The 13206-nt window shown below is 70.3% G+C and carries 20 protein-coding genes; 12 read left to right on the top strand and 8 right to left on the bottom strand.

Annotated elements, in window-relative coordinates; genetic code table 11:
* Positions 1 to 53 precede the first annotated feature (53 nt).
* Positions 54 to 1241: an AMP-binding protein gene (locus DFJ69_RS29105; RefSeq protein ID WP_116025545.1), complete on the top strand. Its 1188-nt coding sequence runs from the start codon at positions 54 to 56 to the stop codon at positions 1239 to 1241.
* Between the two features lie 15 nt (positions 1242 to 1256).
* Here DFJ69_RS29105 and DFJ69_RS29100 read toward each other — a convergent pair whose 3' ends face one another.
* From DFJ69_RS29100 to DFJ69_RS29090, 3 genes are all read right to left on the bottom strand, one after another.
* A complete protein-coding gene (locus DFJ69_RS29100) occupies positions 1257 to 1454 on the bottom strand; it encodes a hypothetical protein (RefSeq protein ID WP_116025544.1) in 198 nt (65 codons plus the stop codon).
* A gap of 83 nt (positions 1455 to 1537) precedes the next feature.
* On the bottom strand, positions 1538 to 2515 hold the full coding sequence (locus DFJ69_RS29095; RefSeq protein WP_116025543.1) for a CU044_5270 family protein: 978 nt from the start codon (positions 2513 to 2515) through the stop codon (positions 1538 to 1540).
* Positions 2512 to 3138: an RNA polymerase sigma factor gene (locus tag DFJ69_RS29090; RefSeq protein WP_342769888.1), complete on the bottom strand. Its 627-nt coding sequence runs from the start codon at positions 3136 to 3138 to the stop codon at positions 2512 to 2514. The genes DFJ69_RS29095 and DFJ69_RS29090 overlap by 4 nt, the downstream gene beginning before the upstream one ends.
* A gap of 275 nt (positions 3139 to 3413) precedes the next feature.
* Between DFJ69_RS29090 and DFJ69_RS29085 the strand changes: the two genes are divergently transcribed.
* Positions 3414 to 4736: an RNA polymerase sigma factor gene (locus DFJ69_RS29085; RefSeq protein WP_116025542.1), complete on the top strand. Its 1323-nt coding sequence runs from the start codon at positions 3414 to 3416 to the stop codon at positions 4734 to 4736.
* A 61-nt stretch (positions 4737 to 4797) separates the two neighbouring features.
* Here the strand turns inward: DFJ69_RS29085 and DFJ69_RS29080 are convergent, their stop codons facing one another.
* The 3 genes from DFJ69_RS29080 to DFJ69_RS29070 form a co-directional block, all read right to left on the bottom strand.
* Positions 4798 to 5661: an ABC transporter permease gene (locus DFJ69_RS29080; RefSeq protein ID WP_116026994.1), complete on the bottom strand. Its 864-nt coding sequence runs from the start codon at positions 5659 to 5661 to the stop codon at positions 4798 to 4800.
* A gap of 73 nt (positions 5662 to 5734) precedes the next feature.
* Entirely contained in the window at positions 5735 to 6136 is a 402-nt protein-coding gene (locus tag DFJ69_RS29075; RefSeq protein ID WP_245974624.1) for an ATP-binding protein DrrA1-3 family domain-containing protein, read from the bottom strand.
* A 71-nt stretch (positions 6137 to 6207) separates the two neighbouring features.
* Complete coding sequence (locus DFJ69_RS29070) at positions 6208 to 7188, bottom strand: ATP-binding cassette domain-containing protein (RefSeq protein ID WP_116025540.1); 981 nt, start codon at positions 7186 to 7188, stop codon at positions 6208 to 6210.
* Positions 7189 to 7277: 89 nt separating this feature from the next.
* Between DFJ69_RS29070 and DFJ69_RS29065 the strand changes: the two genes are divergently transcribed.
* Positions 7278 to 7535 (top strand): hypothetical protein, encoded by a 258-nt coding sequence (locus DFJ69_RS29065; protein WP_116025539.1) that lies wholly within the window; start codon positions 7278 to 7280, stop codon positions 7533 to 7535.
* A 3-nt stretch (positions 7536 to 7538) separates the two neighbouring features.
* Positions 7539 to 7805 (top strand): hypothetical protein, encoded by a 267-nt coding sequence (locus tag DFJ69_RS29060; protein ID WP_116025538.1) that lies wholly within the window; start codon positions 7539 to 7541, stop codon positions 7803 to 7805.
* A gap of 383 nt (positions 7806 to 8188) precedes the next feature.
* Here the strand turns inward: DFJ69_RS29060 and DFJ69_RS29055 are convergent, their stop codons facing one another.
* On the bottom strand, positions 8189 to 8446 hold the full coding sequence (locus tag DFJ69_RS29055) for a hypothetical protein (protein WP_116025537.1): 258 nt from the start codon (positions 8444 to 8446) through the stop codon (positions 8189 to 8191).
* 73 nt (positions 8447 to 8519) lie between these two features.
* Between DFJ69_RS29055 and DFJ69_RS29050 the strand changes: the two genes are divergently transcribed.
* The 8 genes from DFJ69_RS29050 to DFJ69_RS29015 all read left to right on the top strand — a co-directional run bounded on the left by DFJ69_RS29050 (position 8520) and on the right by DFJ69_RS29015 (position 11827).
* The gene (locus DFJ69_RS29050) at positions 8520 to 8858 is read left to right on the top strand and encodes a hypothetical protein (RefSeq protein ID WP_147312456.1); all 339 of its coding nucleotides are present in this window, start codon (positions 8520 to 8522) and stop codon (positions 8856 to 8858) included.
* 46 nt (positions 8859 to 8904) lie between these two features.
* Positions 8905 to 9237 carry a hypothetical protein gene (locus DFJ69_RS29045; protein ID WP_116025535.1) on the top strand — a complete coding sequence of 111 codons (333 nt, stop codon included), beginning with the start codon at positions 8905 to 8907 and terminating at the stop codon, positions 9235 to 9237.
* Positions 9238 to 9606: 369 nt separating this feature from the next.
* A complete protein-coding gene (locus DFJ69_RS29035; RefSeq protein ID WP_116025533.1) occupies positions 9607 to 10002 on the top strand; it encodes a DUF6292 family protein in 396 nt (131 codons plus the stop codon).
* Positions 10003 to 10089: 87 nt separating this feature from the next.
* Entirely contained in the window at positions 10090 to 10578 is a 489-nt protein-coding gene (locus tag DFJ69_RS29030) for a DUF6283 family protein (protein ID WP_211328836.1), read from the top strand.
* Positions 10568 to 10825: a hypothetical protein gene (locus tag DFJ69_RS29025; RefSeq protein ID WP_116025531.1), complete on the top strand. Its 258-nt coding sequence runs from the start codon at positions 10568 to 10570 to the stop codon at positions 10823 to 10825. The genes DFJ69_RS29030 and DFJ69_RS29025 overlap by 11 nt, the downstream gene beginning before the upstream one ends.
* 36 nt (positions 10826 to 10861) lie before the next feature.
* Complete coding sequence (locus DFJ69_RS33905; protein WP_147312455.1) at positions 10862 to 11056, top strand: hypothetical protein; 195 nt, start codon at positions 10862 to 10864, stop codon at positions 11054 to 11056.
* 210 nt (positions 11057 to 11266) lie between these two features.
* Positions 11267 to 11557, top strand: coding sequence for a DUF6247 family protein (locus DFJ69_RS29020; protein WP_116025530.1), 291 nt, complete (start codon positions 11267 to 11269; stop codon positions 11555 to 11557).
* Positions 11558 to 11578: 21 nt separating this feature from the next.
* Positions 11579 to 11827, top strand: a complete 249-nt coding sequence (locus DFJ69_RS29015) for a hypothetical protein (RefSeq protein ID WP_116025529.1) — start codon at positions 11579 to 11581, stop codon at positions 11825 to 11827.
* Between the two features lie 746 nt (positions 11828 to 12573).
* Here DFJ69_RS29015 and DFJ69_RS29010 read toward each other — a convergent pair.
* The gene (locus DFJ69_RS29010; protein WP_147312454.1) at positions 12574 to 13173 is read right to left on the bottom strand and encodes a Pycsar system effector family protein; all 600 of its coding nucleotides are present in this window, start codon (positions 13171 to 13173) and stop codon (positions 12574 to 12576) included.
* Positions 13174 to 13206 lie beyond the last annotated feature (33 nt).

Genomic DNA, 13206 nt, shown 5'->3' with positions numbered 1-13206 from the left:
ACCGCCCCTCGGTTTCGAACGCGTTCAGCGGGGTCGTCTAAGCTGGGCCGACCATGGACCGTCCGGTGCACGCCCTCGTCCTGCCGCCCGGCCCCCGGCTGTTCCGGGCGCTGGCGGCCGCGTTGGACGGCGACGGACCCGCGATCTGCCCCCTCTCCCCCGACCTGCCGCGCCCCGCCCTGGACGCGATGGTGGACGCGCTCGCCCCAGCCGCCGTGGAGACCGCCGACGGCGTCGTCCCGCACCGGCCGCGCAGCGCCCGCGTTCCCGTGACGGGGATCCCGACCGATCCCGGCACCGCCGTGCTGATCGCCACGTCCGGGTCCACCGGCGCCCCCAAGATGGTGGAGCTGTCGGCGGCGGCGCTACGGCACTCGGCCGCCGCGACCCTCGACCGCATCGGGGCCGCGCCCGGCGACGGCTGGCTGTGCTGCCTGCCCACCAGCCACATCGGCGGGATCCAGGTACTGGTGCGCTCGCTGCTCGCCGGAACCGAGCCGGTGATCCAGCCGAAGTTCGACGTGGACGCCGTAGCCTCGGTCCCCGAACGGCACATGGGCCTGGTCCCCACCCAATTGCGACGGCTGCTGGACGCGGGCGTGGACCCGGCCCGGCTCGGAACGATCGTGCTCGGCGGCGCCGCCGCCTCCCCCGCCCTGCTCACCGAGGCCCGCGAACGCGGCGCGCGGATCTTCACCACGTACGGGATGAGCGAGACCAGCGGCGGCTGCGTGTACGAAGGTGTGCCCCTCGGCGGCGTCCGCGCGGACATCGGCGACGACGGACGGATCCGGCTCGCGGGGCCGGTGCTGTTCTCCGGCTACCGGCTCCGGCCGCAGGCGACCGCCGACGTCCGGGACGGCGACTGGTTCCTCACCCGGGATCTCGGCGTCGTCGAGGACGACCGACTGCGCGTGCTCGGGCGGGTCGACGACGTCGTCAACACCGGCGGCGAGAAGATCCTGGCCACCGAGGTCGCCGCCGTCCTGGCCCGCCACCCCCAGGTCAAGGACGTGGCCGTCGTGGGCCGCCCGGACCCCGAATGGGGCGAGCGGGTCACCGCGGTGATCGTCCCCGCCGGCGACCCGCCCACCCTCACCGATCTGCGCGCCTGGGTCCGCGACACCCTCCCGGCCCACGCGGCGCCCCGTGAGCTGGACCTGGTCGAGGCCATCCCTTTGCTCCCCTCGGGCAAGCCCGACCGCCAGGCTCTCCGGGAAGCCCGCACCCCCGGCGCTTGACGGCCGGGCCGCCCCTCAACGCTCGCAGCCGCCGGGAACGATGCCGGGGGCCACCGGGGGCATCGCGTCCACGTACTCGGTCCGGATCCCGGCCGTCGAGGACGGCACGTTCCCGCCGGCGGGTCCACCGGCTCCGACGACGCGGTCGAGACTCACCTCTGCCCGGCGGTGGCGGCCCATGAGATTCGTGGCGATCCCGTAGAGCCAGGGCACGCGCCGTGTCGTAAGAGGCGGGCTGCTGAAATGCCGCCATGTACGTCTCGGCGCCGGCGTCCTCCGCCGCCTCGACGCCGGGGTCAGGGGCGCCGGCCCTGCTCGTCGACGATGGCGGCCCGGGTGACCGCGCCCCAGCCCATCACGTGGCCCTTCTTGATGGACCGCGTACTGTCCGTGCCCCGGCTGACGTGGTCGCGGATGGCGATGCTGCGGTACCCCATGTACTCGTGGGTGGTGGGGTTCATCAGGATCTCGCTGCGGAGATAGCCCTCCTCGATGCGGTAGAACGTCACACCCGGCCGGCCGGCGACGTCGGCGGCCCGGCCCTCGAACTTGACGCCGGGGATCCTCCGCAGGGCCTCGTACATCCCCCTGCGCAGATCGGAGGGCAGGGCGACCTCGCGCAGCCAGATCTCCATGATGGTGAAGGCGCGGCTCGCCCTCGCCTCCGCGTTCGGGGCCTCCCCGCCCTCCCGGTCGATCACCTGGTCGAGGCGGGCGAGCAGAGCGGTGGGGTCGGTCGGCAGCGCCAGCAGGAACGGATACCCGCTGGGCGGCGACATGCCCGCCACCGACCCGGTGCCCTGCACCACCAGGCGGCCCTTCTGGTAGCTCGCCGTCCGTTTGCCGTCGACGCTGACCCAGCGCTCGAACGGGATGCGCTTGTCGGGCTTGCCGAACAGGAACCCGCCCACCCCCCCGGACGAGCCGACGGAGAGGCCCTTGATGTACGACCACTGGTCGGGGCGCGGCCGGTCGTTCTCCGCGGCCGGCGAGGAGATCCGTACGGTGGGGGGCGCGGCGATGCCGCCGGACTCGCCGGCGTTCCGCAGCACGGCGACGCCGGCCAGGACGGTGGCGGTCGCGGCGACGACCGCGCCGATCCGCAGGGACGCCTTCGCGCGGCGCCACGAGCGCCGGGGCGAGGCGTTCACGGGGCCGGCCTCGGCGACCGCCGCGTCCAGCAGGCTCGCGCGGGTGCGGGACTTGGCATCGGGGTCGAAGGGGGGCACGTCGGGCCTGGCCTTTCGGAAGACGTCGATCTCGTCGTGGGTCATGTCAGGGGCTCCTCACGGGGCGCCATGGGGTCGGTGCCGCCGAACGCGCGGCGCACCTTGTGGCGGATGCGGTGCAGGCGGGACCGGACCGTGCCGATGGGGACGGCCAGCGCCTGGGCGGCCTCCTCATAGGTCAGGTCCGCCCAGGCGACCAGCAGGAGCAGGTCGCGGTCGGCGGACGACAGCCCCGCCAGCACCTCGGCCAGTCGGGGCTGCAGGTGTTCGGCGGTCACCCGGTCGGCGCTGCGCTCGTCGAACGCCTCGGCGGTGTCGCGGGCCGGGGTCCGCGCGCCCGCCTCCAGCCATCGGGCCTCCGCCCGCCGCTGCTGCCGGACCGCCAGGTTCGCGATGCCGTACAGCCAGGGCCGGGCGTCGGGACGCGCGACGTCGTAGGTGCGGCGTTTGCGGAAGGCCGTCAGGAACGTCTCGCCGACGACGTCCTCGGCCGCCTCCGGCCCGACTCGCCGGGCGGCGTAGCGGTGGATCTCGTCGCTGTGCCGGTCGAAGAGGGCGGCGAACCGTTCGGGGACGGCCCACGACTCCTCCACCAGCCCGGCGTCGGTGATCCGGCCCGGCGGCTCGGGCGAGGCCACGGGATCGGTGTCCGCCGGGGCGGTCAACACGTATCACGTCCGTTCATGGGGTCCTCTCTTCGCGGAAGTCACCCCTACTCCGCGCCGTCGGCCACGACGGTTCCCATGATCTCCGGCCCGGTGCCTTAACAAAGTAAGGTGGGGTTTGACCTGGGCATCCGTCCCGTTCGGGAACAACGACCCCCCTCTGCGACGTTCCGACTTATGCGCACAGGAGCGCACCACCACCACCGACAACGCATCCAGCCCACAGGTGAGGTATGCGTCGAACACGTATGTCACAGGGAAGGGAGGGGGGTGTCCTCATGCCGCGAACCGCCGTACAGACTCCGCCCCGGAAGGCGACGACCGCACCGCTCGACGACCTTCTGGAGCGTGGCCGTGCCCAGGGTCACCTCTCCCTCGGCGAGGTGCGCGCCGCCTTCGAGGCCGCGGGCATCAGCCCGGCGCAGGGACGCTCGATCCTGCGTGAGATCTCCGAGGCCGGCGTGAGCCTGGCCGGCGAGGACGGGACCCCGACCGCCGAGACCTTCGAGGCCGCCGACCCCGGGAACGGCCGTGCGAGGACGCGCAAGACGAAGGCCGCCGGGAAGGCGGCCGAGACGGGGGACGATCTGCCGACGGAGGCCGCGGACGCTCCCGACGACGGCACGTTCCAGATGGAGGCCGTCGAGACCGAGCGCAGCGAGTCCGCGGCCGACCTGGACGACGTGTCCAGCGCCATGGGCGACTCGGTGCACACCTACCTGAAGTCCATCGGGCGTCGACAGCTCCTCACCGCCGAGCAGGAGGTGGAGCTGGCCAAGCGCATCGAGGCCGGCCTGTACGCCGAGTACAAGCTGGAGAACGAGCCCGGCCTGCCCGCCGAGACGCGGGAGGCGCTGGAGTGGGTCGTCGCCGACGGCGCGCGGGCCAAGTCCCACATGCTCGAGGCCAACCTGCGCCTCGTGGTGTCGGTCGCCAAGAAGTACTCCGACCGGGGCCTGTCCCTGCTGGACGTCGTCCAGGAGGGCAACCTGGGGCTGATCCGGGCGGTCGAGAAGTTCGACTACACCAAGGGCTTCAAGTTCTCCACCTACGCCATGTGGTGGATCCGGCAGGCGATCCAGCGCGGGTTCGCCGACTCGGCGCGGACCATCCGGCTCCCGGTGCACGTGCTGGAGATGCTGAGCAAGCTCAGCCGCGTCGAGCGCGACATGCACCAGCGGCTGGGCCGTGAGCCCACGCCCGAGGAGCTGGCCGCCGAGCTGGACAAGAGCCCCGAGCAGGTCCGCGAGCTGATGCGCACCAGCCGGCAGCCGATCAGCCTGGACTCCACCATCGGGGAGGACGGCGAGACCCGGATCGGCGACCTGATCGAGGACATCGACAGCCCCGAGGCGTCGGAGATGGTCGACCGCCAGTTGATGGCCGACCAACTGCGCCGCACGCTGGGCATCCTCTCCCCGCGCGAGGAGATGATCATGTCGATGCGGTTCGGGCTCTACGACGGCACGCCCCGCACGCTGGACGAGATCGGCAAGCACCTGGGGCTGACCCGGGAGCGGATCCGGCAACTGGAGAAGGAGTCGCTGTCCAAGCTGCGGCACCCGAGCAACGCGATGCCCCTGCTGGACTTCGCGGTCTGATCGTTCCGCACGATCGAGGCGCCCCCCGGATCCGTCCGGGGGGCGCCTCGCGCCTGCGGGGTCATTCGCCCCGACGGAACTGCAAGATCGCCAGGCCGAGCAGCCCCAGCCCCATGCCCACCACCATGACCAGCTCCAGCCAGACCGGCACCTGCCAGCCGTTCCAGGTGATCCCGGCGTTGAAGGTGCGCTCCAGCTCGGGCGACAGGTCGAGGCGGTCGAAGACGGCCTGCCGCATCGGGTCCACGGCGTACGTCAGCGGGTTGAGCTTGGTGAGCACGCCCAGCCACGCCGGCAGGCCCGACAACGGGTACAGCGCCCCCGACAGGAACAGCATCGGCATCATCGCCATCTGCATGACGGCGAAGAACGACTGCATGTTGGTGATCCGGGCGGCCAGCGCCACCCCGAACGCGGTGAGCGCGAACGCCCCCAGGAACAGCATCCCCACCAGCGTGAGCAGCAGGACCGGGTCGTAGGGCACGCCCGCGAGGCCGGCCAGCGCGACGATCACCAGGCCCTGGGCGGTGGCCACGAACGCCCCGCCCAGGCACTTGCCGACCACGATGGCGCCCCGGCTGACCGGCGCCACCAGCATCTCGCGCAGGAACCCGAACTCCCGGTCCCACACGATCGACGCGGCCGAGAACATCGCGGTGAACATCACCGACATCGCGCACACGCCGGGGAAGATGAACGTCTTGAGGTCCACGTCGCCGCCGCCGACGGACATCAGGCTGGACAGCCCCGTCCCCATCACCAGCAGCCAGAGGGCCGGCTGCACCAGGCCGGACACGATCCGCATCCGGTCGGACCCGAAGCGCAGCAGCTCCCGATGGAAGACGATCTTCACCGCGCGCAGGTCGTGCCGGTAGCTGCGCTCGGGCACCCGGACCCGGACCACCTCGGCGTTCGTCCCGGTCATGATCATGCCCTTCTGCGGACCGCGATCCGCGCTCGGTGACGGAAGGGGTGCTCGCCGTCCGGCGTCGGCGTCGTCATGTCCGCCCGCGGAACGCCATCCGCATCCAGTCGTTGGCGCCGCCCTCGGCGTCCCTGATCGTCTTGCCGGTGAAGTTCATGAAGACGTCGTCGAGCGAGGGGCGCGCGACGTTCACCGAGCGGATGCGCCGGCCCAACCCGGCGAAGAGCTTGGGGACGAACTCCTCCCCGCCGGCGACCGAGAAGGTGACCGTCCCCTCGCGGATCACCGCCTCCAGCCCGAACCGCTCGCGCAGCGCGACGATGGCGGCCTCGTCGTCGTCGGTCTGCATCTGCACCCTGTCCTCACCGACCCCCGCCTTCAACGACTCGGGGGTGTCGAGCGCGACGATCGTCCCGGAGTCCATGATCGCGATGCGGTCGCAACCCTCCGCCTCGGCCGAGTGAGAATTCGACACGTTTAGTTCCCTGCTATCTGACCTGCGAAGAGGCGGCGATGCGCACACCCTCGCGCAATGTCCCTCGCTGCTCACGTCCGCCCCCGCGACGCCATCCGCATCCATGCGTTCGCCGATCCCTCGGCGTCCCGGATCGTTCTCCCGGTGTAGCTCATGAACACGTCGTCCAGCGACGGCCGGGACACGCTCACCGAGCGGATCGGCCGGCCCAGCTCGGCGAACAGCCGGGGCACGAACTGCTCGCCGCCGGGCACCGCGAAGTTGACCGCCCCCTCCCGGACGACCGCCTCCAGCCCGAACCGCTCGCGGAGCGCGACGATCGCCGCCTCGTCGTCGTCGGTCCGCAGTTGCACCCGGTCCTCGCCCACCCCGGCCTTGAGCGCCTCGGGGGTGTCGAGGGCGACGATCGTCCCGGAGTCCATGATCGCGATTCGATCGGCGCTCTCTGCCTCGTCCATGTAATGGGTGGTGAGGAAGATCGTGATCTCCTCGGCCGCCCGCAGCTCCCGGATGTAGTCCCAGATGGACGAGCGGGTCTGGGGGTCCAGGCCGACCGTGGGCTCGTCGAGGAAGAGCACCCGCGGCGAGTGCAGCAGGCCCCGGGCGATCTCGAGCCGGCGCTTCATGCCGCCGGAGTAGGTGAGGACCTTGTCGGACCGCCGCTCCCACAGGCCCACCATCTCCAGCACCTGGCGCATCCGCGGCGCGACCGCCGAGCGCGGCACCCCGTACAGCTCGGCGTGGAAGCGCAGGTTCTGCTCGCCGCTGAGGTAACCGTCGAGGGTGGGGTCCTGGAAGACCAGGCCGATGTTGCGACGCACGTCGTCGCGCTCGCGCACCACGTCGTGACCGGCCACCCGCGCGGTGCCCGCGCTGGGTCGCAGCAGGGTGCAGAGCATGTTGATGGTCGTGGACTTGCCGGCGCCGTTCGGGCCCAGGAATCCGAAGATCTCCCCCGGCGCCACGGTGAGGTTGATGCCCTTCACCGCCGGGACGTCACCGAACCGCTTCTCCAGCCCGGCGACAGCTATGGCTGGTTCATCTTCCGGCATTGGACAACCTCCCCTGCGAGCAGCGGCAAACCCTGTCCTCGCAGCCTCTCACTCGAACATGCGCCTAGACCACACAGGAAGATCCGCCGATGACCGCCAGCACGGACCCCATGCCGCCCAGCGCTGAGCCTCGCACTCACCGCGATGATCCCCGCTGGCAGGAGCACCAGGCCGCCTTTGTCGCGGACCACCCCGGCCTCAGTGCCGAGGCCCAATTCTGGGTGCAGGTCCGCGCCGCCCACGGCATGTACCTGATCGAACTGGAGTACTCGGGCTCCGGGAGGCAACCGATGAGCTTGGCCGACGCTCTCCAGTGCGCCGGCCCTGCTCTGATCGGCGAGGGCTGACCGGTGGTGGCGTTGCTGACGGTCCGGCGCGGCGCCGACATCGTCGGGCAGTGCGACGCCACCTGCTACCAGGCAGTCGGCGAGGTCTGCCGGTGCGTGTGCGAGGGCGAGAACCACGGCGTCGGCTACGACCGGGCCGTCTTGAACACTCGGGCGATGGCGGCGGGCTGGGTGCGGCGCGCGCAGGTCGCTGACCGCACCATCGATTCGTACCTGCTTGGGGATGTGGGGCAGCTCCCGCTGTTCGACCTCGGCCCCTTATCCGGGTGATGAGCTTGCCGTCGGGCGTAAACGTCGCACCCTCGCGTCATGGTCAGTGACCTACTCGTCGGCCCACCGGGAACACGCGAAGGTGAGCGAAGGCAGGCGGCCCTTTTGTGGGGCTTCGGAGAGGGGCCGGTTGACCCCGGCCCGGAGACCCGGCCTGCGCCCGACGGTACCTATCCGCTGGAAGGGCGGGGGTCAGCGTGCGGGGCTGGCCGGGGCATGAACCCGCCGGCTGGCCCCGTCGCCCAGCCCCCGAACCTAGCCAGCGGTCACCTCGCCGTCCCGGATGACATGAGGTGTCTGCGTGCGGGGGGCGAACCATACCGTCGCGAGTCGCACGGATTTGGGGCGGTGACCAGCCCGCGTAACGTGCGGCTTCTGTGCGGTCACGATGATCTCTTCTTTCGGGCGGCGTAGCGTTCGGCGGCGGCTTTCCTGGCGGCGGCTTTGATGTCGGGGTTGAGGGCTTGGCGGATGGTCTCGCGGGTGTAGCCGGTGAGCGTGACGAGGTCCTTCTGCTGTCGGCCGTCGGCGAGGGCGGCGCGGAGCTTGGCGTCGCGTTCCTCCTCGAGGCGTTCGAGGGCGGCTTCGTGGTCGGCTTTGAGGCGGCGTAGCTGGTCGTCGGTGATCTTGGGTGCGGCCATGTGTCGATAATGCCAGATGCGTTGGGCCTAGCTCACTTGACACGCCCAATGTACTGGGCCTAACGTAATGGACATGACGACGAGGCGCACCCCCACCGCCACCTGCACCCGCTGCCGCGCCACACTCCGCAGCCCCCGCAGCGTGGCCCGCCGCATGGGCGACCGGTGCGCCCGCCTCACCCGCCAAGACGACGCCGTCAAGGACGCCAAGGCCGCCGCCATCGACAAGGCCCGCCAGCTCATCGCCGACCGCGCGATCCTCCCCCTGCGCGGTCGGCGCGTCTTCCAGGTCGTTGCCTCCGACGGCAACGGCCGCTACCTCACCGCGCCGCAGGGCTGCACCTGCACGGCTGGCATCAAGGGCCGGCACCGCTGCTATCACCGGGTCGCCGCCGCGATGCTCGCCGCCTGACCAGCCCCCGATCTACATCAGCAACACCACACCCCAAGGAGCCCCAGTGCCGCACTTCCACCTCGTCGCCTACGGCACCGCCACCGGAGAGACCGGCGTCGCCCACGTCCTCACCGACCGCACCCGCCCGAGCTGGCAGGAGTGCCACGAGCAGATCCCCGGCTACCGCACCGGCATTGACCTCGGCCCCGCCCCCACCTACACGCTCCGGTACGACACCGAGCACGGCACCCAGTCCCGGGAGCTCACCCGCCCCGGAATCGAGACGGTCGGCCGCCTGGTCGTCCGGCAGGCCGACAAGGACAAGGTGTGGAACATCGCCGTCCTTGACGCCAACGGCGGCGACATCACCTTCGACTTCCCCGTCTTCTGCGGCTGACGATGCGCCTCGCCCCGGAACCAGCGTCCGGGGCGAGGCGGAACGGCAGAGCGCTCCACCATTTCCAACGCCGACCTGATCGGAGACAAGGTGAACACCACAACCGAGACTCAGGGGCTCCCCGCTGCGGCCAGCAAGCCCGAGGACGTCCAGCGCGAAGAGTGCACCTGCGTGTTCTCATGCGCCGAGGACCGCGAGACGGCGTGCTCGCTGTCGGGCACATGGCACGTCCACCCGGATAACGGGCTCGGCATCTTCGGACCGTGCCCGGCGCACCCCGACGCTCCCGGAGACCTCTGACGCTGCGTCTCGGGCCGGTGCCCCGCACCGGCCCGGGGCGGAACGCCAGACCAACCCGAAGGAGACGACATGGACATCACCGAGGCAATGGTGCGCAGCTACGCCGCCGCCGTCACCACCGCACTCCGAGAGGCCGGCCATCAGGCCGACGACCCTTTCATCGACGATCAGAGCGCTTTGATCTCCATCCCGGACGCCTTCACCGACGAAGGCGGCCGAGGGGGGCTGGCTCTGATGTGGCAGCCCACGCACGGCTGGGACGCGGGCGTCGTGACGCACGGGGCGCTGAACACGAGGCGGATCACGATGCACACCGACCTGCGGCTGGGCGTCGTCCCCGAGCCCAAGGTGGTACTCCGCGCGATGACCACGATCTTGGAGGACGGCTTCCTGCGGGCGGGCCGCATCATGCCGGACGCGCCGAGCGTGGCCGAGGAACTCGCCGCCTACATGAACGGGGGCTGAGGCCCCGCGTCCCGGAGCCACCGCCTGGGCCGGAACCGGCGGCCAGAACCACGACACAGATGAAGACCGATGAAGGAGGGAGACACCGTGGCCGCACCTCGCGGGACGATCCGCGCGCCCGCGCGACGCCCGTGCGCCACCTGCCCATATCGGCGGGACGTTCCGTCAGGGGTATGGGCGCCTGAGGAGTACGAGAAGCTCCGCCGCTACGACGCGCCCACCATGGAACAGCCGCCTGGCGTGTTCGTCTGCCACACGACGGGCCGCAACGCGGAGACCGCCAGGGTCTGCGCCGGGTGGGCGGGCACCCATGACGGGCCTCACCTGCTGGCTCTGCGGATCGCCGCCATGACCGGGACGCTGTCCGGTGAAGACGTCCACGCCACGATCGACCACGTCTCGCCCGACCCGCTGTTCGCGTCCGGCGCGGAGGCGGCCGACCACGGCATGTCGGAGGTCAACGCGCCGGGCCCACGAGCGTTGGTCGCGATGTCGAAGGTGCACCGCGTCCGCAGCGATCTCATCACCCCCGTCGTCGAGCGTTCCCCAGAGGAGAAGAGCACCGATGGCCGTTGATTCCCGCCCCATCGCCGACATCGTGGGCCCGGTCGCCGCCCGCGAGTTCGACGCCGCCAAGGACGTTTACAAGCGAACCCTGCTCGAGTGGGCGCTGCGGCTTCCCAGCCTCAGCGATGCGCGGTTCCTCACCGAGTGCCGTGGGAGCACTCTGTACGCGGAGGCGCACGCGCGGGTGATGCGAGAGCACCGCTACACGCCGTCTCCGACGGCTCCCTGCACCTGCCGGGCCAGCGGCCACCGCTGAATCCGGCATCCGCGCAGGTCACATACCCTGTGCGGCGTGACGCGGCGGTGGACTGCCCACGGGAAGTGGGATGTGGAGGCGATCAGGCTCGACGGCCAGGAGGTCGTGCGCGTCCGCTGCCACGGGATCCTCCTTGGCTACTGCCGCACCGTTGCTGATGTCGAGAAGATCCTGGGCGGGTATGGGGTAGAGCTGGCGGATCTCAAATCCGACCGGGAACAGGCGGTCTAGGCAGTGTTGTCGCAGGTCAGAGCCTAGTCGCAGGGCTGGGAAGGTTGTGGCGCTCATCGCGTTTTCGACAGATCTGTGGTCTGCATTTGTATTGAGCGATTTCGAGATCAAATACAATGGCCCCGAATAGAGTCCGCGCAGGTCAGAGGGCTGGAGGGTGGCATAACCTGAACATGAGACAAGTGATGGCTGACTGTGTAACCTGTCCTCATGAGCGCGCAGCCTGTGCACTACGATGACCCGCATGACCCGCTGGTCATCTTGCGGGCGCTGCCAGCACAGGAGCACGCCTTCTTCCTGAGCCAGTACCGCGCCAAGGTCGACGCCGCACACGAGCCGGCGGGCTACGGAGAACTTCGGGACTTCCTCCACGCATGGAGCCTCGCCGCCCATGCCATGAGCGAACCCGGCTACGCAGAGGCACTCAACGAGGCACGAACCGCCACATCCCCCGGGATCTCCCTCGAGGAGATGACCGCAATGCGCCACGCCGGGCAATGACCGTGCCGTAGCGTCGGGCGCGTGGACTACGAGGTCGAGTACCGAACGGCGGCGTCGAAGGAGACCATCGGCGTGCCCGAGCATGCCTACGTGGCGCTCGTGGACGCGCTCCGCGCGGTCGGCCGGGATCCCTTCGACCCTGCGACCAGCCGTCCCACCAGCGTCGTCAACGTCCGCCACGTCGTCTTCGCACAGAGCGGCCTGGCGTTGGTCTTCGTCGACACCACGGAGCGGCGCGTGTGGGTGTTCCGCATCATCTGGGCGGGGTGACCCACCCCACCACATCACAGGCATATCCGGACACGGCGGCGCGTAACGACACTCGGGGAGCAAGTACCCGTATCCGCAGGTCAGGCGACTTCTGTCATCTGCCGGACACGCGCCGGTCATGACCACTAGCGTCGGCGTTGTCACGGAGCAGTCACGGAACCTGCCCTTCCGGCCACAGCCATGTAGCCGACCGGAGGAGGTTCAATGACGACGATCCGAGACGCTCGGCGGGACGCCCGCCGAGCTGCACGCCGGGCACGCCTCACGGCCACCGCAACAGTGACCCTCGCGGGGGTCGCTGTAGTGGGAATCGTGGTCGTGTGCCGCAGGCGGCGGCCCAGCGGCCGATAGAGCCGGAGCCTGCAAGCACGCTCTATCTGACCGCTGGCCGCACCGGGGGCGTCCCGACACCGTCGGGGCGCCCCTCCATCGTTTCGGTCCGGCTGTGCCCGCCAAGTCCAAGGTGTGGGAGAAGTCGACGGGCCTGCCGGTACCCGATGTGCACTTGCAGATTGACACGGTAGCAACTCTCAGTCCTGCCGTCTCAAATGTTGCGCCTGCCGGAACGGGCAATCCCAAGAGTTCACCGCGTGAGCGATCACTTGCCGCATTGCCGGCCGGACTCGGGGCACGACGTCAACGCCGGGTGCCGGGAGGGTCATCGCCCCTCTTCTCGGTTTGAGGCTGAGGTGGCCTCGGCTGCTGCTGCGGAGGATCCGGTGGCGGGCTCGGCGGGCCGGAACTCATTACAACCTCCCAAGGGCGGTGGTGACCGTCAGGGCCAGGATGCACATGAACGCGAGGACATTGCACCAGACGCACCACCTGAACCAGGACCCTCGACGGTCGGCATCATCCGACATGGACTGCACCGGGCTGACGTCTGCCGTCGTCCCATGCAGCAGCATCTCGACCAGGTCCCGCCGCGTCTGAGTGGCGTGATAGGCGTCAGACGCTGATCGTGGCCGTGTCAGGCGGGTGCACGTCTCGAGCCAGGCTCGGCGGACCTGGTCGATGCTGACGCCGCGGCCGCGGCGCGCCTGGAGAGCGCCCAGCGTGGTCGCTGCGCTCGCGGCCAGCAGCACGACAGTCGCGGCGCCGAGCCAGATCCCCAGCGCCCGCGAAGGCCCCTTCAGTTCCAAGACGACGGGCACGATCGGCGGCAGCAGAGCGATGACCACACCGACGTAGGCGAGGACCCCCACTGCCTTGCGTTCGAAGGCGTCGGCACGTCGCCAGTGGTGGTCGAGCAGTCGACGAGCTTCCTCGAGGAACACCTCCACCTCCTGCTCCTGCAGGTCGGGAGGGAGGGGAACCTCATGCTGCCGTTCGCCGTCGCCGCTCATATCGAGCAGACAACCATGCGCGGACCCAGATGG

Origin of the sequence: Thermomonospora umbrina, assembly GCF_003386555.1 — a bacterium.
Lineage (GTDB): Bacteria > Actinomycetota > Actinomycetes > Streptosporangiales > Streptosporangiaceae > Thermomonospora > Thermomonospora umbrina.
Note: the sequence above shows the minus strand (reverse complement) of the source record. Positions and strands in the feature narration are given on the sequence as shown.